At 57.9% G+C, this 25277-nt stretch carries 23 protein-coding genes and 1 tRNA gene; 15 read left to right on the forward strand and 9 right to left on the reverse strand.

Annotated elements, in window-relative coordinates; all coding sequences use genetic code 11:
* Nucleotides 1-52: 52 nt before the first annotated feature.
* Complete coding sequence (locus ACR0NZ_RS11485) at nucleotides 53-610, reverse strand: ZrgA family zinc uptake protein (RefSeq protein ID WP_480519019.1); 558 nt, start codon at nucleotides 608-610, stop codon at nucleotides 53-55.
* Between the two features lie 248 nt (nucleotides 611-858).
* On the opposite strand from ACR0NZ_RS11485, the gene ACR0NZ_RS11490 reads away from it, so the two are divergent.
* The 10 genes from ACR0NZ_RS11490 (at nucleotide 859) to speB (ending at nucleotide 11890) form a co-directional block, all read left to right on the forward strand.
* Complete coding sequence (locus ACR0NZ_RS11490) at nucleotides 859-2130, forward strand: imelysin family protein (protein WP_480519021.1); 1272 nt, start codon at nucleotides 859-861, stop codon at nucleotides 2128-2130.
* Between the two features lie 93 nt (nucleotides 2131-2223).
* Nucleotides 2224-2517: a (2Fe-2S)-binding protein gene (locus ACR0NZ_RS11495; RefSeq protein ID WP_480476910.1), complete on the forward strand. Its 294-nt coding sequence runs from the start codon at nucleotides 2224-2226 to the stop codon at nucleotides 2515-2517.
* On the forward strand, nucleotides 2465-2950 hold the full coding sequence (gene bfr / locus ACR0NZ_RS11500) for a bacterioferritin (protein WP_480519023.1): 486 nt from the start codon (nucleotides 2465-2467) through the stop codon (nucleotides 2948-2950). Before ACR0NZ_RS11495 ends, bfr begins: the two co-directional genes overlap by 53 nt.
* Complete coding sequence (locus ACR0NZ_RS11505; RefSeq protein WP_480519025.1) at nucleotides 2910-4457, forward strand: di-heme oxidoreductase family protein; 1548 nt, start codon at nucleotides 2910-2912, stop codon at nucleotides 4455-4457. The genes bfr and ACR0NZ_RS11505 overlap by 41 nt, the downstream gene beginning before the upstream one ends.
* Nucleotides 4458-4460: 3 nt before the next feature.
* Nucleotides 4461-5471 (forward strand): imelysin family protein, encoded by a 1011-nt coding sequence (locus tag ACR0NZ_RS11510; protein ID WP_480519027.1) that lies wholly within the window; start codon nucleotides 4461-4463, stop codon nucleotides 5469-5471.
* A gap of 3 nt (nucleotides 5472-5474) precedes the next feature.
* The gene (locus ACR0NZ_RS11515) at nucleotides 5475-6560 is read left to right on the forward strand and encodes a DUF1513 domain-containing protein (RefSeq protein WP_480519029.1); all 1086 of its coding nucleotides are present in this window, start codon (nucleotides 5475-5477) and stop codon (nucleotides 6558-6560) included.
* A 100-nt stretch (nucleotides 6561-6660) separates the two neighbouring features.
* The gene (gene speA, locus ACR0NZ_RS11520; protein ID WP_480519031.1) at nucleotides 6661-8550 is read left to right on the forward strand and encodes a biosynthetic arginine decarboxylase; all 1890 of its coding nucleotides are present in this window, start codon (nucleotides 6661-6663) and stop codon (nucleotides 8548-8550) included.
* Between the two features lie 22 nt (nucleotides 8551-8572).
* Complete coding sequence (locus ACR0NZ_RS11525) at nucleotides 8573-9796, forward strand: saccharopine dehydrogenase family protein (protein WP_480519033.1); 1224 nt, start codon at nucleotides 8573-8575, stop codon at nucleotides 9794-9796.
* Between the two features lie 85 nt (nucleotides 9797-9881).
* Nucleotides 9882-11051, forward strand: coding sequence for a carboxynorspermidine decarboxylase (nspC, locus tag ACR0NZ_RS11530; protein WP_480519035.1), 1170 nt, complete (start codon nucleotides 9882-9884; stop codon nucleotides 11049-11051).
* A complete protein-coding gene (gene speB / locus ACR0NZ_RS11535) occupies nucleotides 11048-11890 on the forward strand; it encodes an agmatinase (RefSeq protein ID WP_480519037.1) in 843 nt (280 codons plus the stop codon). Before nspC ends, speB begins: the two co-directional genes overlap by 4 nt.
* On the opposite strand, the gene ACR0NZ_RS11540 is transcribed toward speB, so the two are convergent.
* Nucleotides 11887-12477 (reverse strand): HD domain-containing protein, encoded by a 591-nt coding sequence (locus tag ACR0NZ_RS11540; RefSeq protein WP_480519039.1) that lies wholly within the window; start codon nucleotides 12475-12477, stop codon nucleotides 11887-11889. The two genes, speB and ACR0NZ_RS11540, sit on opposite strands and share 4 nt — an antisense overlap.
* Before the next feature lie 101 nt (nucleotides 12478-12578).
* On the opposite strand from ACR0NZ_RS11540, the gene ACR0NZ_RS11545 reads away from it, so the two are divergent.
* Nucleotides 12579-13412: a LysR family transcriptional regulator gene (locus ACR0NZ_RS11545; protein WP_480519041.1), complete on the forward strand. Its 834-nt coding sequence runs from the start codon at nucleotides 12579-12581 to the stop codon at nucleotides 13410-13412.
* Nucleotides 13413-13414: 2 nt separating this feature from the next.
* On the opposite strand, the gene lptF is transcribed toward ACR0NZ_RS11545, so the two are convergent.
* Complete coding sequence (gene lptF / locus ACR0NZ_RS11550; protein WP_480519043.1) at nucleotides 13415-14554, reverse strand: LPS export ABC transporter permease LptF; 1140 nt, start codon at nucleotides 14552-14554, stop codon at nucleotides 13415-13417.
* A gap of 442 nt (nucleotides 14555-14996) precedes the next feature.
* On the opposite strand from lptF, the gene ACR0NZ_RS11555 reads away from it, so the two are divergent.
* Entirely contained in the window at nucleotides 14997-15209 is a 213-nt protein-coding gene (locus ACR0NZ_RS11555) for a hypothetical protein (protein WP_480493678.1), read from the forward strand.
* 164 nt (nucleotides 15210-15373) lie between these two features.
* Here the strand turns inward: ACR0NZ_RS11555 and ACR0NZ_RS11560 are convergent.
* Nucleotides 15374-15449: transfer RNA gene (locus tag ACR0NZ_RS11560), tRNA-Trp, on the reverse strand.
* A 141-nt stretch (nucleotides 15450-15590) separates the two neighbouring features.
* Here ACR0NZ_RS11560 and ACR0NZ_RS11565 point away from each other — a divergent pair.
* Nucleotides 15591-16295, forward strand: a complete 705-nt coding sequence (locus ACR0NZ_RS11565) for a lysophospholipid acyltransferase family protein (protein ID WP_480506017.1) — start codon at nucleotides 15591-15593, stop codon at nucleotides 16293-16295.
* Here the strand turns inward: ACR0NZ_RS11565 and ACR0NZ_RS11570 are convergent.
* The 5 genes from ACR0NZ_RS11570 to ACR0NZ_RS11590 all read right to left on the reverse strand — a co-directional run bounded on the left by ACR0NZ_RS11570 (nucleotide 16292) and on the right by ACR0NZ_RS11590 (nucleotide 23465).
* Complete coding sequence (locus ACR0NZ_RS11570; RefSeq protein WP_480519045.1) at nucleotides 16292-16537, reverse strand: MoaD/ThiS family protein; 246 nt, start codon at nucleotides 16535-16537, stop codon at nucleotides 16292-16294. The genes ACR0NZ_RS11565 and ACR0NZ_RS11570 overlap by 4 nt on opposite strands.
* Nucleotides 16530-18785, reverse strand: a complete 2256-nt coding sequence (locus ACR0NZ_RS11575) for a xanthine dehydrogenase family protein molybdopterin-binding subunit (RefSeq protein WP_480519047.1) — start codon at nucleotides 18783-18785, stop codon at nucleotides 16530-16532. The genes ACR0NZ_RS11570 and ACR0NZ_RS11575 overlap by 8 nt, the downstream gene beginning before the upstream one ends.
* Nucleotides 18785-19264 carry a (2Fe-2S)-binding protein gene (locus tag ACR0NZ_RS11580; RefSeq protein WP_209504694.1) on the reverse strand — a complete coding sequence of 160 codons (480 nt, stop codon included), beginning with the start codon at nucleotides 19262-19264 and terminating at the stop codon, nucleotides 18785-18787. The genes ACR0NZ_RS11575 and ACR0NZ_RS11580 overlap by 1 nt, the downstream gene beginning before the upstream one ends.
* Complete coding sequence (locus tag ACR0NZ_RS11585) at nucleotides 19261-20127, reverse strand: FAD binding domain-containing protein (RefSeq protein ID WP_480493673.1); 867 nt, start codon at nucleotides 20125-20127, stop codon at nucleotides 19261-19263. Before ACR0NZ_RS11585 ends, ACR0NZ_RS11580 begins: the two co-directional genes overlap by 4 nt.
* A 125-nt stretch (nucleotides 20128-20252) precedes the next feature.
* A complete protein-coding gene (locus tag ACR0NZ_RS11590) occupies nucleotides 20253-23465 on the reverse strand; it encodes a reductive dehalogenase (RefSeq protein ID WP_480519049.1) in 3213 nt (1070 codons plus the stop codon).
* A 75-nt stretch (nucleotides 23466-23540) separates the two neighbouring features.
* Between ACR0NZ_RS11590 and ACR0NZ_RS11595 the strand changes: the two genes are divergently transcribed.
* Nucleotides 23541-24443 (forward strand): LysR family transcriptional regulator, encoded by a 903-nt coding sequence (locus ACR0NZ_RS11595; RefSeq protein ID WP_480519051.1) that lies wholly within the window; start codon nucleotides 23541-23543, stop codon nucleotides 24441-24443.
* Between the two features lie 130 nt (nucleotides 24444-24573).
* The gene (locus tag ACR0NZ_RS11600; protein WP_480487665.1) at nucleotides 24574-25275 is read left to right on the forward strand and encodes an SDR family oxidoreductase; all 702 of its coding nucleotides are present in this window, start codon (nucleotides 24574-24576) and stop codon (nucleotides 25273-25275) included.
* The last annotated feature ends 2 nt before the right edge of the window (nucleotides 25276-25277 follow it).

A 25277-nucleotide genomic window follows, 5' to 3' on the forward strand; every position in this document is an offset into this window, starting at 1 on the left:
CCCGACCTTCGAACTAAAACACCACTTCTGGTTTCTCCTTGAATTTCAGCGTTCATCGATCCGGCCGAAGATCGAGATATGGTGCCGCGCGTGTAATTTCGACAGCGTCCTGAACCCCGCTCGTATTCAAGTGGATGTTCAGCTGGTCAGTCCCACTGAACCGCGCGAAATAGGCGAACTCGATCATGTTCAGCCCACCCATATCTTGACACTGAATGACATAGTCTGCCTGAAACTCCGAGTGACTCTCTGCCGTTGTGGAGCCTGTGACTGCGTTCGCCTCACCTTTCTGCTGTGTGATGCCGTATGTCAGAACCACATGGGCGGCCACCGTAGAGCACCCAGCTTCGGGCGGGGTTACGAACAGGTCTAGCGGGTCGGAAAGTTCTGACATTGCTATGGCCACACGCGTGCGGTTGTCATCGTTTTCAACCGGGGATTCAAACCCGACGATGTCCATGCTTGGCACCCTCAGCGCCAAGGCGAACCCGGTGTCAGAAAACACGATATCGATCTGGCCCGAACCATGGTGATGAGGCGTGGAAATCTGCGTTGCTTGCGCCGCAAGTGCCGCAGGAAACAGGAACAAGGCCAGAACCACGCGCTTCATGAACCACAAACCACCTACAAAGAATCACTTGGCTGATTTTAGCCGGAAACATGTACCGCACAATGTCATCCGCCGGATCAAGACCTCGTCAGATATGGGGATGGTGACCACCAGGCCAGCAACTCCATTTCCCGATAAAAAAACTCAGATTGACAATGTTGACTTTTTAACTCAGTTATTTCAGCGAAAGCCGCCGCGGGAACAAACCCGCCTGATCTGACAGTTCTGACTAGAAAGTAATGACCTCAATGACCAAGTTGTTTGCAACAGCCAGCGCTTTGACATTTGCGACAGCCACTTTTGCTTTTGCAGGGGATGTGCCTGCAAAAGCGGATATTCTGGAAACCTATGCCGATATTGCCGAAGCCAAGTATGACGACAGCCTGATTGCGGCAAAGGCTTTGCGGGATGCAGTCGATGCGCTGATTGCAGAACCCTCGGACGTGACTCTGACTGCGGCACGGGCAGCATGGGTTGCAGCGCGTGTGCCCTATCAACAGACCGAAGTTTATCGCTTTGGCAATGCAATCGTTGATGACTGGGAAGGCAAAGTAAACGGTTGGCCGCTGGATGAAGGTCTGATTGACTACGTCGACGCGGCCTATGGTGGTGCGACGGATGAGAACGAATTTGCGGTTCTGAATGTCATCGCCAACCCCAGCTTCGAACTGTCGGGCAAAACCATTGACGCCAGCACGATTACTCCGACCCTGCTGAGAGAAACCCTGCACGAAGCTGATGGTATCGAAGCCAACGTCGCAACCGGCTACCACGCTATCGAGTTCCTGCTGTGGGGTCAGGACATGAATGGCCACCGGGCAGGTGCAGGCAACCGTCCAGCCACTGATTATGCAAACGGCGATGCCTGCACCGGTGGCAATTGCGACCGTCGTGCCCAGTATCTGAGCGCCGCAACCGACCTGTTGGTCAGCGATCTGACCTGGATGACCGATCAATGGAAACAAGGCGGCGCGGCGCGCGCGGCGCTGATGGAAAATGAAACGGCGGGTGTCAGTGCGATCCTGACCGGTATGGGTTCACTGTCCTACGGTGAACAGGCGGGTGAGCGGATGCGTCTGGGCCTGATGCTGAACGACCCGGAAGAAGAGCATGATTGCTTTTCGGACAACACCCACAACAGCCATTACTACGATGGGCTGGGCGTTCAGAACGTCTATCTGGGCAGCTATACCCGCATCGATGGAACACCTGTATCGGGCGCATCACTGGCCGAATTGGTAAACGCAACAGACCCGGAACTGGACGCCGAGATGAAAGCGAAACTGGCCGTCACGATGCAAGCCCTTGGCAGGATCAAATCGACCGCGGAAGCAGGGTTTGCCTATGACCAAATGCTGGAACGCGGCAACGAAGGCGGTGAAACCCTGATCATGACCGGCGTCAACGGCCTGATCGACCAGACCAAGACAATCGAGCGCATCGTGACCGCACTGGAACTGGACCAGATTGAATTTGAAGGATCAGACAGTCTGGATAACCCCGACGCGGTATTCCACTAAACAAGAACGCGCGCCGGGGGCTTGCCTGCCCCCGATACACTCAACACGCTGACCCGCCAGCCCACTGAGCCACACAAACTCAAGCCAACATCCATGATTGTCTGCCACTGCACCAACATCTCGGACCACGACATCCGCGCCGCCATCGACTGGATGCGGACAGCCGACCCCCGAACCATCATCACCCCGGGCAAGGTTTACCGTGCTCTTGGAAAATCGGCGGATTGCGGCGGATGCATGCCTCTGTTTCTGGACACGATGCGGTCAAGCGATAATCTCGAAGTACCCATGCAACTCCGCGCCCTGCGCGCGGCAGTATCACAGGAGAGTGCAGATGAAGGGCGATCCAAAAGTCATCGAATATCTCAACAAATCTCTGCGGCATGAACTGACTGCTGTCAGCCAATACTGGCTGCACTACCGGTTGCAGGAAGACTGGGGACTTGGCCACATGGCCAAGAAAAGCCGCGAGGAAAGCATCGAAGAGATGGGCCACGCGGACATGCTAATCGAACGGATCATCTTTCTGGAAGGCTACCCCAACCTTCAGAAGCTAGACCCGCTTCGGATAGGTCAAACACCAAAGGAAACGCTGGAATGTGACCTTGCGGCCGAGATTGATGCACGGGCCTTGTACAAGGAAGCGCGCGAATACTGTCGGGATGCCGGCGACTATGTCTCGATGTCGCTGTTCGAGAAGTTGATGTCCGATGAAGAGGGTCATATCGACTTTCTCGAAACGCAGCTCGACCTCTATGAAAGGATCGGCGAAGCCAATTATGCGCAACTCAACGCATCGAAAATGGACGAAGGCGAATAGCTTTGTCGCCCTGTCGGTGGTCGCCTTTGCGGCCACCCCTTCCCTGTCAGCCGAACTGGTGGATCTGCATCTGAACGTCACCCCCCGCACTGACGATGAACGCGCCCGGATTGCCGTTGTCACGGCGCCGCCCCAGGATTTCAGCGCACCGCAGCAATTTGAAGAACTGCCCGCCGGGGCCGCGACAGTTCGAGTTCGTACGGACGCGGATGCGTTCTCGCAACCCTCAGACAACTTGAGCTTTGAACAGGAGCTGAATTTCAAGGTCGGAAACGGGCTGTTCAAGAAGGTTTGGGTTTCGTCGCCCTCATCGACGCTCGCCTCTGACGGGTTGGGGCCGCTCTATAACGCGCGGTCATGCCAGCGCTGCCATATCAAGGATGGGCGCGGGCACACGCCAAACGGGCCCGATGACAACTCGGTTTCGATGTTCCTGCGGGTCTCGATCCCCGGCACGTCGGAAGATGGCTATGCAGCGATCGAAGAATACATCGCCACTGTGCCCGAGCCTACCTATGGTGGGCAAATGCAGGATTTCGCACTGGCAGGTCATCCAGCGGAATACCGGCTGGACATCTCGTACGAAGAAATCCCGGTAGCGCTTTCTGACGGTGAAACCGCCTCACTGCGCCGCCCGACTTATCAGGCAGCCGGTCTGGGTTATGGTCCGCTGCACCCGGACGCGATGCTAAGCCCACGGATCGCGCCGCAGATGATCGGGCTTGGCCTGTTGGAAGCGATCCCGGTCGAAGACCTGCTTGCCAGGGCCGACCCCGACGATTTGGATGGGGACGGCATATCGGGTCGCCCGAATATCGTCTGGTCGGTCGAGTTTGACACCCCAATGATGGGCCGGTTCGGTCACAAGGCGGGGATGCCGACAGTTATGGAACAATCGGCTGCTGCTTTTGCCGGGGATATCGGCATATCGAACCCGCTCTACCCTGCTCCGCACGGGGACTGCACCAATGTGCAGGTGAACTGCATCAAAGCCCCGCACGGCGACGATGATGAGCGCGGCTTTGAGATCGATCATCAGGGTATGGACCTGGTCGCTTTCTACAGCCGCAATCTGGGCGTGCCGGGTCGCCGCGACGTGGACAACCCCAAGGTTTTGCGCGGCAAAGAGGTATTCCATGCGACCGGCTGCGCGTCATGCCACACACCGTCACACGTCACCCATCGGATGGAAGACCGGCCCGAGCACAGTTTTCAGTTGATCTGGCCCTACACCGACCTGTTGCTGCATGACCTGGGCGAAGGTCTGGCCGACAATCGCCCCGAGGCCCGAGCGACAGGCCGGGAATGGCGCACGCCGCCTTTGTGGGGCGTTGGCCTGACCGAACGCGTCTCGGGCCACACGGAGTTTCTGCATGACGGGCGGGCGCGCACCTTGCTAGAGGCGATCCTGTGGCATGGCGGTGAAGCACAGGCTGCCCGTGATGCCGTAGTCTCGATGCCCAAGGCAGACCGTGACGCCCTGATCAAATTTCTGGAGAGCCTGTGACCCATGCGTTTTCTTACCCTTGTTGCAGTGTTGTTGATGCCACTTGCCGCGCAGGCACAGGATCGCGCACCGGTCCTGATGGATGTGACTGAAACGCATATCCTGCCCCGGTTCGACACCCTTCCGGTAATGACCGGCGCGCTTGTCGGCACATCATTGGTTGTGTGCGACCCGACCTCACCGACGCTGCGCGCGGCCTACGATGCGGCTTTCGACAGCTGGATTTCAGCCAGCCACCTGAGGTTCGGTCCGACTGAGGTCGATGATCGCGCTTTCGCCATGGCTTTCTGGCCGGACACGAAAGGGTTCACATCCAAAACTCTGTCCCAGCATATCGAGGCTCAGGATGAAGCCGTGCAAAGCCCGGACGCCTATGCCGAAACGTCAATCGCAGGGCGCGGGTTCTTTGCCCTCGAACGGATGTTGTTCGATCCCACCTTCGCGGAACAGGGCAATGCCGAATATCGTTGCGCGCTGATCAGGGCGATCACGGCGGACATAGATGCCAATGCCCGGGCGATGGCGCAGGACTGGCACAGCTATTCCCCTAGCCTTACCCAACCCCGAGAGAACAGCCGCTACCGGACGCAGGACGAAGCGATGCAGGAATTGTTCAAGGCCCTGTCTACCGGCCTTGAGTTCACGGCTGACACTCGGCTGGGTCGCCCCATGGGGACATTTGACCGCCCCCGTCCGAACCGGGCAGAAGCGTGGCGGTCCGGGCGGTCTTTACGCCATGTAGAACTGTCGCTGATATCCTTGCGAGATTTAGCCGCACGGCTGTCTTTTGATCACCCCGAAATCGCGTCGGAACTGGACGCTGCGTTTGCACGTGCCATCCAGAACGCTCAATCCATTGACGATCCCTCGCTGGCCGGGGTTTCAGATCCCCAGGCCCGGTTCCGGATCGAGGCGCTTCAACAGTCGATCCACGATATCAGCACCATCGCCGTGACCGAGCTGGGTCCGACATTGGGGATCAGCGCAGGATTCAACTCGCTGGACGGAGACTAACCCATGACGTCACGCCGCCATTTTCTTGCCGGTCTTGCCGCGACCACGATTTCCCCGATCCGCGGGTGGGCCTCGGCCGGTTCGCCTGATTTTCTGGCCGCAGGGCTGTTTCCCGACGGGTCCTTTCGACTTGCCGGGTTGAGCACATTGGGCGCGATCGTGTTCTCCGTGCCTCTACCCGGACGCGGACATGCGGCCGCTGCCCACCCGCACAAAGCTCTGGCGGTCGCGTTTGCCAGGCGTCCGGGCACCTTTGCCATCGTCATCGATTGCGCAACCGGCGCGCAGATTGCGCAGCTAAAGGCCCCTGAAAGCCGACACTTCTATGGCCACGGCACATTCTCGGCAGATGGCGCGTATTTTTATGCCACCGAGAACGACTACGAAGCCGGGACAGGTATTATCAGTGTCTGGGACGCAGAAAGTTTTTCGCGTCTGGGTGAGTTTTCATCGGGCGGAATAGGCCCGCATGACATGCGCCTGATGCCCGACGGGGAAACGCTGGTGATTGCCAATGGCGGGATCGAAACGCACCCCGAAACCGGGCGCACAAAGCTGAACCTGCCGACGATGGCACCCAACCTGAGCTATCTCACCCTGTCGGGCAGGATCCAAGAGCAGGTGTCGTTACCTGACGAGCTTCACAAGAACTCGATCCGCCATCTGGCGGTGCGGAGCGACGGTCTGGTTGGCTTTGCCATGCAATGGCAGGGCAGCAAGTCCGAACACCCGCCCCTGTTGGGCCTGCATCGTCAGGGTGAAGCCCCGCGCCTGCTTGCCGCGCCGGATCACGAACAAAGCATGTTGCAGGGATACGCTGGCAGCATCGCATTTTCAGCCGACGCCGAGACGATCGCAATCACCTGTCCGCGCGGCAATGCGCTGCACCAGTTTGACACAACCAGTGGCACATTCATCGGCGCCTTCGCGCTTGAGGATGTCTGTGGGCTTGGGGCCGGTGCGAACGGGTTGGTCTTTACCACGGGAACAGGCGCCTTCGGGACATTGACGGGCGCGCGCCCAGCTGTTCGAACCCGCGCCGAATGCCAATGGGACAATCATCTGATCCCAATCCACCCGTCCGCGTAAAATTCGGAATCCCCAATCAGATAGTTTACACTTGGAAGAATCAAACTGCTGCCGTATTGGCGGGCGCGAAACTGGCACCCTACGTTAAGGACCGACTTGATTGAAACAGACGCCCGACGCACCGCATTCCATCTACGGAGTTGAGAAATGGGGCAAAGGCCTCATCGAGGTGACCGAACAGGGCGAGATCGGTCTGCGCAATCCCATGGCCCCCGAGACAGCGGCGATCAGCCTGCCCGGTATCCTCAGCGATCTGGACGACCGCGGCATCAAGGCACCGATGGTCCTGCGAGTCGCGTCTTATCTGGAACACGAAATCGCCCATCTGAACGAGAGCTTTCGTGATGCGATTGCGCGCGTGGGCTATAATGGCAGCTATCGCGGCGTATTCCCGATCAAGGTGAACCAACAGGCCCAGGTTGTTGACCGGATCGTCGAGTTTGGAAAGAAATATAACTATGGGCTCGAGGCCGGCTCCAAACCTGAACTGGTGATTGCGCTTGCGCATCGCCTGGCCCCTGACGCGCTGATCGTGTGTAACGGTGTCAAAGATGCCGAATTCATCCAATTGGCTATTCTAAGCCGCAAGATCGGGTTCAACACGGTCATCGTTCTGGAAAGCCCGAAAGAGGCCGACACGGTAATCGAAGTTTACAACGAACTGGGCATCGAGCCCCTGATCGGTGTTCGGGTGAAGCTGACCAACCAGATCAGCGGCAAATGGGAAGAAAGCTCGGGCGACCGCTCGGCCTTTGGGATGAACACCGATCAGCTTATCGCCACGGTAGACAAGCTGAAAGACGCAGGCTTGCTGCATTGCCTCAAGCTGCAGCATTCACATCTGGGCAGCCAGGTTCAGGATGTCAACGATGTGCGCCGTGCTGTGGGCGAAGCCTGTCGCTATTACACCGAGCTTACGCGCGAAGGCGTGCCATTGACTCACCTGGATCTGGGTGGCGGCATGGGGGTCGATTACACCGGCGAAAAGAAAGCTGCCGAAAACTCGATCAACTACACGGTCGAAGAATACTGCGCCAATGTCGTCGAAACCGTGGCCTACGCCATGGACGAGGCAGAGGTGGGCCATCCGACACTGGTCACGGAAAGTGGGCGCGCGGTGGTGGCGACGTCCTCGATGCTGGTCTTCAACGTGCTCGAAAGCACGCTTTACGATGCGCCCAATGGCCCCGAGGTTGATCCGGATGACCACCACTTGGTCTCGGACCTCGCCGCGGTGCACGGATACCTCTCCCGCGACCGTCTGCAGGAATGCTGGAACGACGCCACCTTCTATCGTAACGAGCTGCGCGCCCTGTTTCGTCGCGGCTATGTCGACCTGCGTCAGATGGCGCGGGCCGAACGGATATACCTGTCGCTGATGGCCCGGCTCAAGGCATTGGCCGCGTCAGAGGATCTGGAAACGGACCTGAATGACCAGCTTGAAAAGGTTGCTGATATCTATCACTGCAACTTCTCGCTGTTCCAGTCGTTGCCAGATGTCTGGGCCATCGACCAGCTGCACCCGATCGTGCCGTTGCAATATCTGAACCAGATCCCCGACCGTCGCGCCGTGCTGTCCGATATCACCTGCGACAGCGACGGCAAGATCGACCGGTTCATTCTGGCCGACGGTGTTTCCCCCAGCCTGCCGGTGCATTCCCTGCCCGAAGAGGACGAATACTTCATGGGTGTCTTCTTCGTCGGCGCCTATCAGGAGACCTTGGGCGATCTGCACAATCTCTTTGGTGACACCAACGTCGTCACCATAGACCTGCGTCGGGACGGTGGCTTTGACCTGCTGCACGAACAAGAGGGCGACACGATCAGCCAGGTTCTGTCATATGTCGAATTCGACCCGCAGGATTGCGTCGCCGCCTTCCGCAAAATGGTGGATGAGGCGATCTCGACCGGCACCTTGAAAGCCAAGGACCGCAAAACCCTGATGAGCGCTTACCGCGACTCGATCAATGGTTACACCTATTACGAATAACCCCTGAGAGGAGATCACCCCCATGGGAACTTTGAGTGGCAAAACACTGGTTGTCGGCGCAGGTGGCGTATCCCACGCTGCCGTGCACAAGATGGCAATGAATTCAGATATCTTCACCGAAATCACGCTGGCCAGCCGCACGAAATCGAAATGCGACGCTATCGCCAGGTCGGTGAAAGACCGTGTGGGCGTTGATATCGCGACCGCCGAGTTGGACGCCTACAAGGTCGAAGACACTGTAAAGCTGATCAAGGAAACTGGTGCTGAAATCCTCGTAAACCTCGCCCTGCCCTATCAGGATCTGGTGCTGATGGACGCATGCCTTGAGGCGGGCATTCATTACGTTGACACCGCGAACTATGAGCCCGAGGACGAGGCCAAGTTCGAATACCACTGGCAATGGGCCTATCAGGAACGGTTTAAGGCGGCCGGTTTGACAGCCATCCTTGGTTCGGGCTTCGATCCCGGGGTCACATCGGTCTTTGCCAAATGGTTGAAAAAGCACAAGCTGGACACCATCCGCCAGATCGACGTGCTTGATGCCAATGGCGGTTCGAACGATCAGGAATTTGCCACCAACTTCAACCCCGAAATCAACCTGCGCGAAGTACTGGCCGAAGTGCGCCACTGGGAAAACGGCGAATGGAAACATTCTCCCGCCATGACCCACAAGGTCGAGTTCGATTTCCCCGCCATCGGCCCCAAGAACATGTACCTGATGTATCACGAGGAACTGGAATCGCTCTCGACCCACTTCCCCGAGATCGAGCGTGCCCGTTTCTGGATGACATTCGGCGACGCCTATATCATGCATGCCAAGGTCTTGGAAAACGTAGGCATGACCCGCATCGACCCTGTGATGCATGACGGTAAGGAAATCATTCCGATCCAATTCCTGAAAACCCTTTTGCCTGATCCCGGTGATCTGGGCGCGGAAACCAAGGGCAAGGCCTGCATCGGCGATATCGCCACAGGTCAGGCCAAGGATGGCTCGGGCGAGAAGACCTATTACATCTACAATATCTGCGATCATCAGGAATGCTATGCGGAAGTCGGCAGCCAGGCCGTCAGCTACACCACCGGTGTCCCCGCCATGATCGGCGCGGCGCAGGTGCTGAAAGGCAACTGGACCGAGCCCGGCGTATGGAACATGGAACAGCTCGACCCGGACGACTTCATGGCCATGCTGAACGAACATGGCCTGCCATGGCAGGTCCATGAACTCGACGGCCCGGTCACCTTCTGATCCGCTTCAGCTTCATCTGGCCCTAAATATCCCGGGGGTCCGGGGGCAGCGCCCCCGGCCTCTCCACCAAACGGAGACGCCGGTTATGTCCGACATGATGACCACACAGGCCGGAGACGCCGGTGCCTTCCGCAATTTCAACCTCTCCCGTGTACCCAGCCCTTGCTTTGTGGTCGACGAAAAAGCGGTTGAACGAAACCTGAAAATCCTCGCTGATGTCGGAACCCGTTCCGGCGCGCATGTTCTCAGCGCGCTCAAGGCGTTTTCAATGTTCTCACTGGCCCCGTTGGTGCGCCGACACCTTGTGGGCACCTGCGCCTCGGGTATCTATGAGGCCCGGCTGGGCCGCGAGGAATATGGCGGCGAGGTTGCCACCTTCTGCGCCGGGTACAAAGACGCGGATTTCGACGAAATCCTGTCGTTGTCCGATCACGTCATATTCAACTCCCCTGCCCAAAAGGATCGGTTTCTCGCCAAAGCCCAAGCCGCCAAAGTGCACATTGGCCTGCGCATTAATCCGGAACATTCCGAAGGCGAGGTTCCGAAATACGATCCCTGCGCCCCGTGCTCGCGCCTTGGCACACCGGTCAGCCAACTGACCGTCGACACCCTGCGCGGTGTTGACGGGCTGCACATGCATACGCTTTGTGAACAAGGGTTTGCGCCTTTGCAGCGCACCTGGGACGCTGTCGAACCGAAGCTCAAACCGTACCTTGATCAGCTCAAGTGGCTGAACTTCGGCGGTGGCCACCACATCACCCGCGACGATTATGACCGCGACGGGCTGGTGGCCTTCATCCAAACCATCCGAGAAACTTACGGTATAGATGTCTATCTCGAACCCGGTGAGGCTGTGGCGCTGGACGCAGGTGTTCTGATCGGTGAAATCCTCGACCTGCCGACCAACGGCATGAACCTCGCGATCACCGATATTTCGGCCACATGCCACATGCCCGACGTGATCGAGGCCCCCTATCGCCCTGCCCTGATGGATGAGGCCGAAACAGGCCATACCTATCGCCTTGGCGGCCCGTCCTGTCTGGCGGGTGACGTTATTGGCGACTACACCTGGGACAAGCCGCTGGAGATCGGGCAACGTTTTGCCTTCCTCGATCAGGCGCACTACTCGATGGTCAAGACGAACACTTTTAATGGCGTCCCCCTGCCCACAATCGCCCTGTGGAACAGCGAAACGGACGAGCTGAAGATCATCCGGCATTTCGGATATGACGACTTCAAGGACAGACTCTCATGAGCATTTTTCTCGACAGCGAATTGACCACATCCGAACGCACCGAAGATGCCCGCTTTCGCGTGATCCCGGTGCCTTTGGAGCGCACGGTCTCTTACGGTTCCGGCACGGCCAAAGGCCCCGAAGCGATTATCGAGGCCAGCAATGAACTGGAACGCATCACCGGTCACGCGGAGCCCTGTGTCGAAGGGATTTTCACCGAAGAACCGCTGAATTGTGACGGCCCGTTGCCCGAGGTGATGGAACGCCTTGCGCACCGCACCGAGGCTGCAATTCGGGCCGGAAAGGTGCCGGTCACTTTGGGCGGCGAGCATTCCCTCAGCTATGGCGCAGTGATAGGTGTAGCCCGTGCGCTAAACCAACCCATCGGCATCGTCCAGATCGACGCCCATGCCGACCTGCGCAACGCCTATCAGGGCGAAAAACACTCCCACGCCTCAGTGATGCACCTGCTTGCCGAAGAAGGCGTGCGGCTGGCCCAGTTCGGTGTCCGCGCTTTTTCAACTGAAGAGGCCCAAAGCCGACTGAAAAACCACGTCTTTCACGTGGATGCCGAGGAACTGGTGACAGGTAACATCCATTCGGTTGACCTGCCTGCAGACTTCCCCGAGCTGGTCTATGTCAGCTTCGACGTTGATGGGTTGGATCCATCGCTGATGCCCGCCACCGGAACACCGGTGCCCGGAGGGTTAGGCTATTATCAGGCGCTGCGGCTGGTCGAACACGCGCTCAAGGGGCGCAGATGCGTGGGCTTCGACGTGGTTGAGCTGGCCCCGGACGGCAATGCCGCCTGGGACTTCACCACAGCTCAGATTGTCTATCGCCTGATGGCCGCCTGTTAATCTTCGGCAGTTTCGTTCAGCTCCATATGGCCTTCGCCCTTGCTCAGGATGCGGCGCAGCATGGGTTCAAAAAACTCCAGCGGTTTCGTCGGATAGTCTGGGTCAAACGCCTTCTGATCATATTCATGGCAGAAATAGCGACAGTCTTCCCAATGGGGGCTGTCGCGATACTTGTCGCGCGCGTTGCGGTCGCCGCCAAGGTGGTGATTGTAGTAGTAACCCTGAAACACGCAATGGTGTTCGAGTATCCAATAGGTTTTCTCGCTGACATAGGGCTTCATCATCGCCGCTGACAGCTCTCCATGGTTGTAGGGTGACAGAATATCGCCGGTATCGTGGATCAGAGCGGCGACCACCAACTCCTCATCCGCGCCATCCTCATAAGCCCGGGTCGCGGCCTGAAGGCTGTGCTGATACCGGTTGACCGGATAGGGTGTCCATTCCTCGTCCAACGACCGAATAGCGTCGAGGATGCGATCCGGCAGAGCCGCATTATACGCCTCTTCATAATCCATAACGGCGTCCCAGTCGGCCTTGGTGGCATTCTCAAAACTGGTCCAGGTCGGTTTGTGGCTTTTGTCCAGCATGGCTGATCCCTTGGCGTGTTTCCTGAAGTCGACAATATTACGAGTCGCAACTTCAAAAAAATGAATTGATTTTATCACAATGATCAAAAAATACTCTCGATATGCGAACCAAAGCTTTGGAAACCTTTCTATGTGTGGCAGAAACGGGTGGTTTTCATGCCGCTGCCCGTAAGCTGAATGTGACTCAAACGGCCGTCAGCGCGCGCATTCATCTGATCGAAGAAGAAACCGGCAGACCACTGTTTACCCGCGGCGCCGGTGGTACGGCGTTGACCGAGTTTGGCAGACAATTCAAACCGTATGCAGAACAAATATTGTCCCTTTGGGCCTTCGCGTCGCGCGATTTACCGTTGCAGACACAGAACCGTCCGGCGCTGCGGTTAGGTGGTCAGCTCAGCATCTGGGACCCTTTGCTCGTGGATCTGGCTGTTCGGTTCGAACAGCGCTTTGACAAACTGCTGCTGACACTGAATTACGATCACGATCTGAACATGGTTGAAGCTGTGGCGACCCATGTGCTGGACGTGGCGATCACGCATGAAACGCCATCAGACCGACGCGTCACCTATCACGAACTGGAACCGGAGCTTCTAACCCTCGTCAGAACCCCGCAAGCAGCAACGGCAGAAAACGATTTGGTCTTCGTCAATCTTGAACTTGGAGAGATCTACCAAGATCACGTTAGATCGGCTGCGCGACGTGCCTCAGGGCAGACCTTGTTTCTTGGCAATTGCATGATGGCGCTACGATATGTCCTGCAAAGAGGCGGATGCGGCTACTTCCCCGACTACGTCATTTCGCAACATCTGGCTTCGGGTGCGCTCGAACGGGTCGAAGACAGTGTAAGCCTGCCGTTGCCGATGTATTTGGTCGCCCGTGGCGATCGCGAAGAATTCGACGACATTCGTTGTTGTCTGAAAGAACTTCGAACCTGAAATCAAGCGGGTGTTGGGATGACCTCGGACCCGCGCGCACGTTTCCGCAATAGCGGACGACCTGCGACAAGCAGAAAACAGCACGAGATCAACACACCCATAACGGCAGGAAGGTAAAGCAGTGCCCAAAGCTTCGGGTCATCGATCACAACCGGGGACACAAACCCGCGTACGCCTTCAAGCAGCACAAGAATGGTAAAGGCACCCAAAATCTGAGGCCACAATCCAAACCGTGAAAAGCTGCCCAGCATCAGGGTTGAATACCCCGCCAGCGACACGGCGATGCAAATGGCTATCCAGGAAAATCGCTGATGCAGTTCTTCGATCAATTTACCCTGGCTGAACCCCTCGGTTTCTGAAATCGTATCCCGGTTGAGGATCAGATCAGAGGTCGGAATGGCTTCGAGGCTGCGGTTCGTCAACGGGCTTGCGTTCGTCAGTTGCGAAATGTCGTATGATGCGTCCTGAAACAGGGTCGAGGAGAGAACCCTGCCCGCCTTGTTCAGGCGCAGCGCCACCCCGTCGACCATCACCAGATGAATTCCCGCGTCGTTATTGACCAGATAGGCCGTCACACTGGAATAGCTGACTGCGTTTTCCGGGTCGCGCCGATCGGATACGAACACCTCGTGCAACGTACCGTCCAAATCGATGCCACCGATGTAAACCGTAACATCTTCGGCGGGGTGCAGAAATTCGCCTTCATTCAACAACTGCGCTGTCACATCTCCTGCTACTTCGGCTTGCCGGTATTCCAATTGTTGGACCGATGCAGGGCGCAGGAACACACTGATGGCAGCCATCATCAGACCGGTGATCACACCGAACAAAACAACGGCCCGCGCTAGTCGCCACGGGCTTGACCCGGTTGCCAGCATCACTGTCATCTCGCTTTCGCGACTCAATCTGTTGGTCGCATAGACGGCAGCCGCAAATACCGCCATCGGCATAACCGTACGAACAAGCGTTGGCAGGGTAAGCGCGGTGAATTCAAGAAACACCATAGCGGACTGGCCACCGCTGATGACTTTGTCAAACAGGCTGACAGAACGGGTGATCCAGAAGACACCCACCAGGACGAGGGTGAAGAAGCCGAATAAAACCAGCAATTGCCGCAGAAAATATCCATCAAAACGCGACATATATCCTCATCCGGCTGATTGCGTCGTGGCCGGACAATAAGTCAATCGCCCACCCAAGGAAACCTCGATTACCGCCTCAGAACCGGCATCGACGGCAACCTAGTTATTCGGACATAGGAAGGGCGCGCTCAACCACAAGCGCGCCCCGGCCACAGGAGGGAAAAACAAAACAGCGTCATGTACCGAACGTGAGCGCCAACTCGTAACAGTTGTAAGTAAAGCGGGATTCTAGTGATTGGTCTGTGATTTAGTTCACCTTTGAACCGGTCACATGAACACTCTTATGGACAAGAACCCCAGCAAAAAGTTAACGACACGTTAACGCCTTGTTTCCAGCCCATTCACTGTACTACCCACATAGTGATACCTGTCGGTTTTGGGAATGTCCGTGACAGGACGATTGCAAATAACAGTATCAGTTGGCACAAGGGGTCCGATGGCAATGCATAAACCTTCGACATCAGAAGCCGCTGCACTGAATGCGCAATTACTGAAAAAGACCGACTCGGATTACGATGTCGCTATGTGGGCCGCGTGTGCATTGATGGCGCTCCACTCAGACAAACCAGCGGTGTTTCAAGAATATCAGAATATGTGGGCTGAAAAACTGGATGCGGTACGCCCGCACGAAAAAACAGGTGCCAACAAAAGATAACAACAGGTCACGATGGCCTCGCGTCATTGTAGCAGTGTTGTCGAAGCCAATGCTGCGACTAGTATTGATCCAAGCGCGAAATAGCTGAAGACAGGTATAGCGAACTCAAAGGCTGAAACCCGTTCATCCTTGGAAATCACAACTTAGTATTCGGACAATTTCAATGGCAGGGGCAGCAGGGTTCGAACCCGCGACCTACGGTTTTGGAGACCGTCGCTCTACCAACTGAGCTATACCCCTGTAGTGAGCCCCAGATATGCCAGCCGCGCGGCGGACTCAAGAGGCTTTTTCAGATTCCGATCCACGAAATGTCCGGACAAACAAGTTGCGCAAAATGCGTGGTGCGCTAAGACAAGGACCGGTTAGCAGAAGGAACCCGGCGTGAACCTCCGTAAGAAGATTGCAGACAGCGAAGCTGTGCTAAACTGGGTGGCGCGTCGGATTGCAAATTATATTCGGCTGGTACACCGCAACACACGTTGGCAGCGCATCGGCTATGAAGAACTGGACCAGTTGGCCGAACAGGGTGAGCCGGTCATCGTTGTTCTCTGGCATCAACGGCTGGTGCAGTCGCCTTATTTTTTCCCGCTGGACAAGGGGCGCATCTGTTCGATTACATCTTCTGCGCGGGCTGGCAGCATGGTGGGTCGCGTGCAAAAGTTGTTTGGAATGGACACCATTGCCATGGCCAGCAAGGCACGCCATGTCGCCCTGTCGCGACAGGTATTAGGCAAAATGAAACAGGGGATATCCATTGGCATAGCGGCGGACGGCCCCCGTGGGCCAGAGCGGGTTTTGTCGACGGTTCCTCTGGTTTGGGCGCGAACATCGGGTAAACGTGTTTTTGGTATTACCTTTTCGGCGAAACATGGGCGCGAAGCAGGAACATGGGATCATCTTTTGATGCCCCGGCCATGGGGTAACGAGGGGGTATTTCTGTGCCGGGAATGGACAGAAACAGTTCCTCGGAAAGCCAGCGAAGACGAAATAGAAACGCTGCGTTTGAGTCTCGAACAACACATGAACGATATCACGGCCGAGGCAGACCGAATGGTCGGGCGCGAGCCTTGGTCGCCTGACGCTTAACCGCCCCTCAGTCTTTGCATCAAATAGACTTCACTGCCTTCGGGAATCGGTTCGGTCAGCCCGGTCGCGATCACGCGCCCGTCGACAGCGATAGATACGCCAGCGTCGATGGGTGCTTGAAGCTGCGGATACGCACGCACGAGCGCACGCAGCAACTCTCCGGTGGTTTTGGCCTCGACCTCAACCACCTGCTGGCCCCCGGTCAGTGACCGGAGGCCGGACCAGAGGTGAACCTCAACCATTGCCCTTGAGAGCGGCCAGAATGCGTGGCGGCGACATCGGCAGCCGCTTCATTCGCACGCCAGCCGCGTTGGACACAGCGTTGGCGATGGCGGCCAGTGGCGGCACGATACCCGTTTCGCCCACACCGCGAACTCCAAATGGGTGGCCCGGATTCGGAACCTCGACGATCACGGTGTCGATCATCGGCAGGTCGCTGGCCACCGGGATGCGGTAGTCGAGAAAGATCGAGTTCTGCAATCGACCGTCTTCGCCGTAGATATATTCCTCGTTCAGGGCCCAGCCGATACCTTGCGCGGCACCGCCCTGATACTGGCCTTCGACATAGGTCGGGTGGATCGCTTTGCCCGCGTCCTGAATGACCGTGTAGCGGGTCACACTGGTCTTACCGGTTTCCGGGTCAACCTCGGCATCGACGATGTGGGTGCCAAAGGACACGCCAGCACCTTCGGGGGTTGCCTCGAAATGGCCCGAGATCGGACCACCGGTTCGGCCCATATCAGCGGTGATATCGGCCAGCGGCATCGGATCGAAATCGCCTGCATTCGGGCCTGAGGGCACCGCACAGCCGTTTTCCCATTTCACCGCATCAACCGGGATGCCCCATTTGGCCGCAGCCCGTTCGCACAGTTTCTCGACCGCGTGCCTCGCAGCCTTGATAGTTGCCAGCCCTGACGCATAGGTCACGCGAGAGCCATGGCTTACGTCATTGTAGCCCAGTGTGGCCGTATCGGCGATGGTCACCCGGATATTCTCATACGGGATGCCCAGAACCTCGGCCGCCATCAGGGCCATCGATGCGCGCGAACCACCGATATCAGGCGTTCCGACCATCACCTGAGCCGAGCCATCCTCGGACAAGGCAAGCGACACGCTGGTCTCGCCACCATGGTTGAACCAGAAGCCACAGGAAATACCGCGCCCCTGCCCCGGCTTCAGCGGAGCCGAATAATGAGGATGCGCCTTGGCTGCTTCTAGCGTTTCGACAAGACCGATGCGCTCGTAGGTCGGTCCATAGCTGGCCTTCGTGCCCTCATGCGCGGCGTTTTTCAGGCGTACCTCAACGGGGTCGAGACCCAGCTTGTTGCACAACTCGTCAATCACCGACTCGACCGCAAAGGCACCCATCGGTGCACCCGGCGCGCGGTACGCTGCCTGCTTTGGGCGGTTGGCCATAACGTCATAGCCGATCTGCTTGACGTTGGTCAGGTTGTACGGCGCAAAGGCACACATGGCAGTCATGTCGCCCGGCGCGCCGGGAAAGGCTCCGCCCTGAAGGCGGAAGATGCCCTGAGCCGCCGAGATCGTGCCGTCTTTCTTCATGCCGATTTTGACGTCCATCGAGGCAGACGAAGTCGGACCAGTAGCCCGGAACACCTCGGACCGGGTCATCACAAGCTTGACCGGGCGATTGGCCTTACGGCTGAGCGCTAATGCGACGGGTTCGATGAAAACGGTTGTCTTACCGCCAAACCCTCCGCCGATCTCAGACGCAGTGACACGCAACTGCGAGGTTTCGATCCCCAGAAGCGCGGCACAGGTTTTCTGCGCAATCCAATGCCCCTGCGTCGTGCACCACAACTCACCCTTACCGTCATTACCCAATATGGCCAAACAAGCGTGCGGTTCGATATAACCCTGATGCGTCGCTTCGGTGACGAAACTGTCTTCGATGACCAGATCAGCTTCGGCAAATCCGGCCTCGACATCGCCGTGACCGCTTTCATGGTAGCGGACAACGTTCGGGTGCATTCCTTCCGGCACGGAATAATCCGCAGCTCCTTCGCGGATGACAGGCGCATCCGGTGCCATCGCCTTATCCACATCGGTGACGTGGGGCAGCACTTCGTACTCGACCTCGATCAGCTTGAGCGCGTCACGAGCCGCCAATGCCGAAGTCGCAGCAACCGCTGCAACCGCGTGCCCGTCATATAGCGCTTTCTCACCGGCCATAACGTTTTCCAGAACGTTATAGAATTCGCCTTCCAGACCGGGTTTGAACGGCACGTCAGCAAAGTCGGCACGCGTTACAACAGCTTTGACATCCTTATGCGCCTCGGCTTTCGACGCGTCGATCTTCACAATCCGCGCATGAGCATGAGGTGAGCGCAGGATCGCGCCATGCAGCATTCCCGGGGCGTAGGCATCCGCACCGAATTTGGCGCGACCTGTCACCTTGTCCAGACCGTCCGGGCGGTTGGGGCGGGTGCCGACAAAAGTGAAATCTGATTTACGATCGTCCAGAGCCATTACGACGCCTCCCGCATCTCAGCCGCCGTATCCATCACGGCGCGAATGATCTTGTCATATCCAGTACAACGGCAGAGGTTGCCTGCCAGCCAATACCGCGTTTCTTCCTCGGTCGGGTTCGGGTTTTTCTCCAGCAGAGACTTGGCCGCCACCAGAATGCCTGGCGTGCAGATGCCGCATTGCAGGGCGGCGTATTCGATCATCTTCTTTTGCAGCGGATGCAGAATATCACCGTCGGCAATGCCTTCGACGGTTTCGATCTGCTTACCCTCGGCCTCGACACCCAGCATCAGACATGAACAGACCAGACGGCCATCAACGGTGACCGAGCATGCGCCGCAATCGCCGGTGCCACACCCCTCTTTCGCGCCTGTCAGGTTCAACTTGTCACGCAGACAATCCAGCAGGGTTTCACGCGGATCACACAGGTATTCGACCGCATCGCCATTCACGGTGGTGGTTACGTGGAACTTTTTCATGCGTCTTCTCCCTTCGCGCGGGCATAAGCAATTTTTGCGGCGCGCTTGGCCAGAACGCCTGCGACCTCGGTACGGAACGCGATCGTGCCGCGCTTGTCGTCAATCGGGTTACAGGCGGCAGAGGCGGCGGCGGCCAGCGCTTCCAGGGCTGCATCATCCAGCGTGCTGCCGATAATGGCCTTGGCACAGTCTTCGACCAGCAGAACGGTCGGGGCCACAGCGCCCAGTGATACACGGGCCTCGGTGATGGTGTCGCCGTCAAGACGCAGGTTCACGCCAACGCCAACCACAGCGATGTCCATTTCGGTGCGGGGGATGAACCGCAGATAGGCATCGCCGCCGTTTTCTCCACGTGCCGGGATATTGACCGCCGAGATCAGCTCGCCTTTGGCCAGCGAGGTTTTGCCGGGGCCGGTCGGAATATGCTCGACCGCGACTTCGCGAGTACCGTCCGGACCGGTCACGGTGACGGTCACACTAGCTGCGACCATGGCGGGCACGGAATCAGCCGCAGGTGAGCCGTTACACAGGTTACCGGTCGGTGTTGCGCGCCCCTGCACCTGGGTTGATCCGATCAGGTCCATCGCCTCGACCACACCGGGCCAGTCACGACCCAACTCTGGATGCTCGCTCATTTCGGCACCGGTTGCGGCAATTCCCAACGTCCAGCTTCCATCAGCGTTGCGGGTGATGTCGTGTACACCGTTGATTTTCTTGATGTCGATCAGCGTATCAGGCGTCACCAACTCCGAGCGCAGCTGCACCAATACGTCAGTGCCGCCCGCCAGAAAGCGCGTGATGCCCGTCGCATTTGCGGCCAGAGCCGAAGCCTCGGCAAAGCTGGCGGGGCTGTGATAATCCATAATGCTACCTCGCACCTGTTGGTCAGGGATATCTGGGTTCCGGGCGACGTTAATTCACCACCCACCTGACGTCCATGGGCCGAGCGACCAAATTTCACCGTCCAAAGGTCGCTTTCTGACCATGCTTACAGATCGAGCTCGATCACACCATCCGGCGCCACAGCGCGGCTTTGGCACAGAATCATGGCCCCTTGGCGCTGCTTTTTGGACAGCACGAAATCCCGATGCTCGACCTCGCCCGAAAGGACACCACATTTGCACACACCACAGATACCATCGGCACATTTCACATCCACGTGGAAACCCGCCTCGTTCAGAACCTGCGCGGCATCCTTGTCTGCGGGCACCGGCAGCGTTCTACCAGAACGCGCGAGTTTCAGGGTAAATGGGTGATTTTCGTATTCCGGGGTTTCCGGGACAGAGAAATATTCAAGATGTCGGGCCTCTTCGGGGAAACCCTGATGTTCGGCCGCCTGCATGACGCCATCCATGAACCGATCAGGCCCGCACGTATAGACGTGCCATCCCTGCTGATACCCCGAAAGGATCGCATCCAGATCAGCGCGCGTGCCTTCATCCGAGAAATGGTAGTGGACGCGGTTCGCCCAGGGCATCCCCGCCAGATCATCCAGATACCCCGCACCGCCCCGCGTCCTGGCCGAGTAGTGCAACTCGAAATCCATGCCCAATGCATGCAGGCGATGAGCAAATGCGATCATCGGAGTGATACCGATACCACCCCCCATCAAAATGGTTCTGGACGCCTCTTCGTCCAGTTCGAAATGGTTGATCGGTTTCGATATGAAAACCTTGCGCCCTACGTTGAAAATTCGGTGCAGCAATGCCGAGCCACCCCGCCCTTCATCCTCGCACAGAACACCGATCTGATAGGTTCCCCGTTCTGACGGGTCGCCGGACATGGAGTATTGTCGCAGGAACTCTGGCGCGATAAGCACATCCAGATGCGCGCCTGCGGACCATTCCGGAAGCGGCGCACCGTCAAGGGAGGCAAATTCATACTTGGTGATGTCAGCGGTCATCTTGTCGACCTTAGTCACAGCGACCCTCATCACCGGCGCATCACCTGCGACCTGATAGCGATGAATGATCGACATATCCCCCGCAGCTTTGCGCGCCTTGTACTCTTTGGCTGTCACCAAAGCCTCATAGGCGGCAATTCCTGCCTCGCGATCCATTGCAAACGGATAGGGCCAAGGGTGCGGGGCCAAATAGGCCGGGTAGACCGCCAATGTCTGATCCTCGTATCTAAGGTCCAGATCCTTTTGCAGATCGCGCCGGTTCAAAGGGTGTGTTGTTGGCCGATACGCCCCGTCGGGCTGCAACTCGATATCCCACCACCATTTCTTGGTGTCGTTCAGACCGCCATTGCCAACCGCATCATCCAGCTTGGCCAATGCAGGCGCCGCAGAGGGGATGTTCATCGCGGCCCAGCGGAACGGGCGTTCCTTGAAGATACCCTCAAGGTTCCAGGGGCAGGTCTTCATGCACCGCCCGCACATCGCGCCGCCCGGAGTGGTCACGCGGTAGGTCGCGCATTTCTGGCTGTCGGATTTCCAGATTTCATAGCCGTTGAACATCAGCTTTGGCCCAGCCGTGATCGCGCCCGATGGGCATTCGCGCGCGCATTTGTTGCAAGACTCACAAAAGCTTTGCAGACCGAAATCAATGGGCCTGTCATGCGCGATCGGCATATCGGTGGTCACCACGCCTGATTTCAGGCGGGGCCCCAGATAGGGGTTCAGGATCACTTCGCCGATCCGGCTGACTTCGCCCAGACCGGACAGCAACAAAAGCGGAGGTTGCAGAACTTCGCCATCCATCACCGTGTGCGCCTTGGCTTTGTAGCCCAGATTGCGGATCTGCTGAGCAATCACGCCACCCAGCAAGGAGAATCTCAGATAGGCGCGCATCGATTGAGCGACGCTGATCCAGTCGTCGCCGCTGGCACCCTCCATAGTCTCATATCCCTGATCGATGATCATGCTGACGGCCTGATCATGGGGCGGTACGATTTCTTCGCCGGTCGCGTCATGGGAATACCAGGCCCATTCCGGGCAGCGGCTGAGACCCACCGCATCGACCCCCAGAAAATAAGTCGCAGCCTTGAAGTTTGCTGCGTTGCGTTGCGCGTCAGATTGCTTGGACGCGTCAGCGCTTTCACCGTCCTGCAACAGCACAAACGCACCCAAAGCGCGGCGTTGGGCAAAACTCGGTGCTGCCTTGCGTACGTAGTACCCACCTTTGGCCGCGTCCTGTAGCGACTTGCCCATATCTCCAAACTGCGCCCGGGCAAACATATCCGCACGCTTGGGCACGCGAGCGACATTCTCTTCGTCAATAAAGGTCGTAGGTGTCTCGACCCGTTTGAGTTTCTCAAACGGATGTGCCCCGTCCACATAGCGCCGCTTGGCATAGGGGTCACGGTTGAGGGCGTTCTTGGCAAAGCCCGTTCCCAACCACCATGCCGGCCCCTGCGTCCGGAACCAGGGCTGATCGGCCATAGGCTTGAGCGGTTTGTCATGGGCGATCGGCATCTCAGTCGTCACAGCGGCCAAACCAAAGCGCTTGCCCAGCCAGGGCACGACGACCTCGCCATTCTCGACCGAAGCCAGCCCAGCGGCAACCGCCAGCTTGCCCAAATCAACGTCGGTCGACATCATGCTGTGCGCCCGCGCGTCAAAGCCCAAAAGGCGGATGTAATTGGCGATGACCACCGCGTTCTCGGTCGCCAGCAGACAGGCACGATGATCCTGGGCGTCGACAATCCAATCAGCTCCGGGTTCGGACAGGTCGGGGTCGCGGTTGTGTTCGTAAAGAAAGACAATGCTGTGCCGATGGCTGTCGATTGGCTTGGGCGCGGCCTCCATACTGTCTTTCAGATCAGCCATGATGACGTCGATCCCGGATGCCAGCGTTTTGGTCTGACGGGTGCGCAAAGCGTGGGCAAGCCGGTCAATATCGGGATTGCGGCGGGCCTCGGGCAACAGCGCATCAGATGGCAGCGGTCCGCACCCCATCATCGACGCATCGTTGAAATAGCCGAATGCTTTAATGTGGTTGGCCCGTTCCTGCGGGTTCGATGGAATCTCCGAGGCAACCGGGTTCACCATTCCGTCGCGGATGGCGTCCATCATCGCCTGAAACTCACCCATCGCATTGACGATGCTGTCAGGGTGTTCCGGTCGGCGGAAACTCAGCTCGGCCAAAGGGGGCACAAGCGACAGATCCGGCATGTCATTTTGCCGGGCCAAACGCTCCAGCGGGTAACCGCCCATATGAACGGGCCGGTTTTTGTCCGAGAATAGACGGATCCCCATCGAATATCTCCTGTTGATGCCCGTCCCGTACCCCGCCATGGACAGCAATACCATTCATGATTAATCATAAATAGTATGAGCAAAATTGATTTCACTGACCTTGATGGCAAGGTTCTACGCATTTTTTTGACGATACTCGAGGAAAGCTCGGTCTCGAAAGCCGCAGATCGGCTGGGGGTTACGCAATCTGCGATCAGTCATACACTGGCCAAACTACGGCAGGTTCTGGGCGACCCGCTCTTTGTTCGTTCAGGTCAGGGTCTGACGCCTACCGAACGCGCCCTGTCCCTGAAAGAGCCTGCGCAAAAGGTGCTGGACGGGATGCGCGCGCTGACCGACGGCCGACCGTTCGATCCGTTGTCGGAACAGATCAACATCCGCATTGCCACTAATGACATGCCACGAGAGCTGATCTTTCCACAGCTGCTGCGTCACACCCGCGCCGAAGGCGCGCGCCTGCGGTTGGAATTCATCCCATCGGGTGTGCCCGATCCCGAGTTGTTGCGCAGCGACCGGTGCCAGTTGATGCTGACCCCGCTGCCGCCCGACGGACCAGATATTTTCCAGAAAAGACTGATCGAAAGCCCGCTGATGGTGTTCTACGACTCGACGCAACGCCGACCACCGGGCAGCTGGCAGGACTATTGCCACAGCGACCATGTCGAGGTGCGATTTGCCGATGGCCGAAACGCCCGTGCCGTGATGCGCGGCGTTGATCAAAGCCAGATCAATCCTGCGGTTGTAACCCTGCCGCATTTCAACGCGATCCCGGCCTTTGTGCAGGGCAGCGACCTGATCTCGACAGATACGGCACTGATGAAACAGGGCCCACTTGCCGCGCTGGATTGCGCACCGTTACCTTTCGCCTGCCCGCCTGTGTCCATCTATATGGTCTGGCATCAAAGATCGACCAATGACCCCGCCCATCGCTGGTTACGCGGCCGGATAGAAGCCATCGCAACGTCCCTTCAGACCTGAGACAGCCGTCAGCTGCGCATGACCCGGGCCAGGTTCGGCTGCGGACACGGTCACGAGTACTCAACAAAACTGATTGGTCAAACCGCAAATCATTCGCCATCCTGAAACCAAATCAAAACGGAGATCTCAGATGGAGAAAGTAGCACTCATCACAGCAGGCGGCAGCGGCATGGGCGCGGATTCCGCGAGGCGGCTGGCCGCAGACGGTTTCAAGGTCGGGATTATGTCATCCTCGGGCAAGGGCGAAGCGCTGGCGCATGAGTTGGGAGGCGTCGGTGTAACCGGCTCGAACCAGTCCACGGTGGATCTGCAAAAGCTTGTTGATGCGGCCATGGCCCATTGGGGGCGCATTGACGTCTTGGTCAATTCCGCCGGCCACGGCCCCCGTGCTCCGATCCTTGAGTTGACGGACGAGGATTGGCACACCGGTATGGACGTCTACTTTATGAATGCGGTCCGCACCACGCGGCTTGTGACACCGATCATGCAGGCGCAGGGCGGTGGATCGATCATCAATATCTCGACCTTCGCTGCATTCGAACCTGACCCGGTTTTCCCGACCTCAGGTGTGTTTCGCGCCGGGCTGGCCGCGTTCACCAAACTGTTCTCGGACAAATACGCTGCCGAAAACATCCGCATGAACAACATCCTGCCCGGTTTCATTGACAGCCTGCCCGAAAAAGAAGAATTCCGCGCTCGCATTCCCATGGGGCGCTATGGGCGCAGTTATGACGAGGTCGCCTCGGTCGTGGCCCTGCTGGCATCCGAAGGCGGTGGCTACATCACCGGGCAGAATATCCGGGTTGATGGTGGCATTACCCGCTCGGTCTGAAT

The sequence above is a fragment of the Ruegeria sp. AE3 genome, assembly GCF_056542225.1.

What these genes read in the sequence shown, in the direction of transcription:
- lptF (WP_480519043.1), bottom strand. Translation starts at nt 14,554, where the DNA reads ATGTCGCGTTTTGATGGATATTTTCTGCGGCAATTGCTGGTTTTATTC.
- ACR0NZ_RS11505 (WP_480519025.1), top strand. Translation starts at nt 2,910, where the DNA reads ATGCGCAACTCAACGCATCGAAAATGGACGAAGGCGAATAGCTTTGTC.
- ACR0NZ_RS11495 (WP_480476910.1), top strand. Translation starts at nt 2,224, where the DNA reads ATGATTGTCTGCCACTGCACCAACATCTCGGACCACGACATCCGCGCC.
- bfr (WP_480519023.1), top strand. Translation starts at nt 2,465, where the DNA reads ATGAAGGGCGATCCAAAAGTCATCGAATATCTCAACAAATCTCTGCGG.
- ACR0NZ_RS11580 (WP_209504694.1), bottom strand. Translation starts at nt 19,264, where the DNA reads ATGAAAAAGTTCCACGTAACCACCACCGTGAATGGCGATGCGGTCGAA.
- ACR0NZ_RS11570 (WP_480519045.1), bottom strand. Translation starts at nt 16,537, where the DNA reads ATGGTTGAGGTTCACCTCTGGTCCGGCCTCCGGTCACTGACCGGGGGC.
- ACR0NZ_RS11590 (WP_480519049.1), bottom strand. Translation starts at nt 23,465, where the DNA reads ATGGGGATCCGTCTATTCTCGGACAAAAACCGGCCCGTTCATATGGGC.
- ACR0NZ_RS11575 (WP_480519047.1), bottom strand. Translation starts at nt 18,785, where the DNA reads ATGGCTCTGGACGATCGTAAATCAGATTTCACTTTTGTCGGCACCCGC.
- ACR0NZ_RS11600 (WP_480487665.1), top strand. Translation starts at nt 24,574, where the DNA reads ATGGAGAAAGTAGCACTCATCACAGCAGGCGGCAGCGGCATGGGCGCG.
- ACR0NZ_RS11595 (WP_480519051.1), top strand. Translation starts at nt 23,541, where the DNA reads ATGAGCAAAATTGATTTCACTGACCTTGATGGCAAGGTTCTACGCATT.
- ACR0NZ_RS11510 (WP_480519027.1), top strand. Translation starts at nt 4,461, where the DNA reads ATGCGTTTTCTTACCCTTGTTGCAGTGTTGTTGATGCCACTTGCCGCG.
- ACR0NZ_RS11540 (WP_480519039.1), bottom strand. Translation starts at nt 12,477, where the DNA reads ATGCTGGACAAAAGCCACAAACCGACCTGGACCAGTTTTGAGAATGCC.
- ACR0NZ_RS11585 (WP_480493673.1), bottom strand. Translation starts at nt 20,127, where the DNA reads ATGGATTATCACAGCCCCGCCAGCTTTGCCGAGGCTTCGGCTCTGGCC.
- nspC (WP_480519035.1), top strand. Translation starts at nt 9,882, where the DNA reads ATGTCCGACATGATGACCACACAGGCCGGAGACGCCGGTGCCTTCCGC.
- ACR0NZ_RS11490 (WP_480519021.1), top strand. Translation starts at nt 859, where the DNA reads ATGACCAAGTTGTTTGCAACAGCCAGCGCTTTGACATTTGCGACAGCC.
- speB (WP_480519037.1), top strand. Translation starts at nt 11,048, where the DNA reads ATGAGCATTTTTCTCGACAGCGAATTGACCACATCCGAACGCACCGAA.
- ACR0NZ_RS11545 (WP_480519041.1), top strand. Translation starts at nt 12,579, where the DNA reads ATGCGAACCAAAGCTTTGGAAACCTTTCTATGTGTGGCAGAAACGGGT.
- ACR0NZ_RS11515 (WP_480519029.1), top strand. Translation starts at nt 5,475, where the DNA reads ATGACGTCACGCCGCCATTTTCTTGCCGGTCTTGCCGCGACCACGATT.
- ACR0NZ_RS11485 (WP_480519019.1), bottom strand. Translation starts at nt 610, where the DNA reads ATGAAGCGCGTGGTTCTGGCCTTGTTCCTGTTTCCTGCGGCACTTGCG.
- ACR0NZ_RS11525 (WP_480519033.1), top strand. Translation starts at nt 8,573, where the DNA reads ATGGGAACTTTGAGTGGCAAAACACTGGTTGTCGGCGCAGGTGGCGTA.
- ACR0NZ_RS11555 (WP_480493678.1), top strand. Translation starts at nt 14,997, where the DNA reads ATGCATAAACCTTCGACATCAGAAGCCGCTGCACTGAATGCGCAATTA.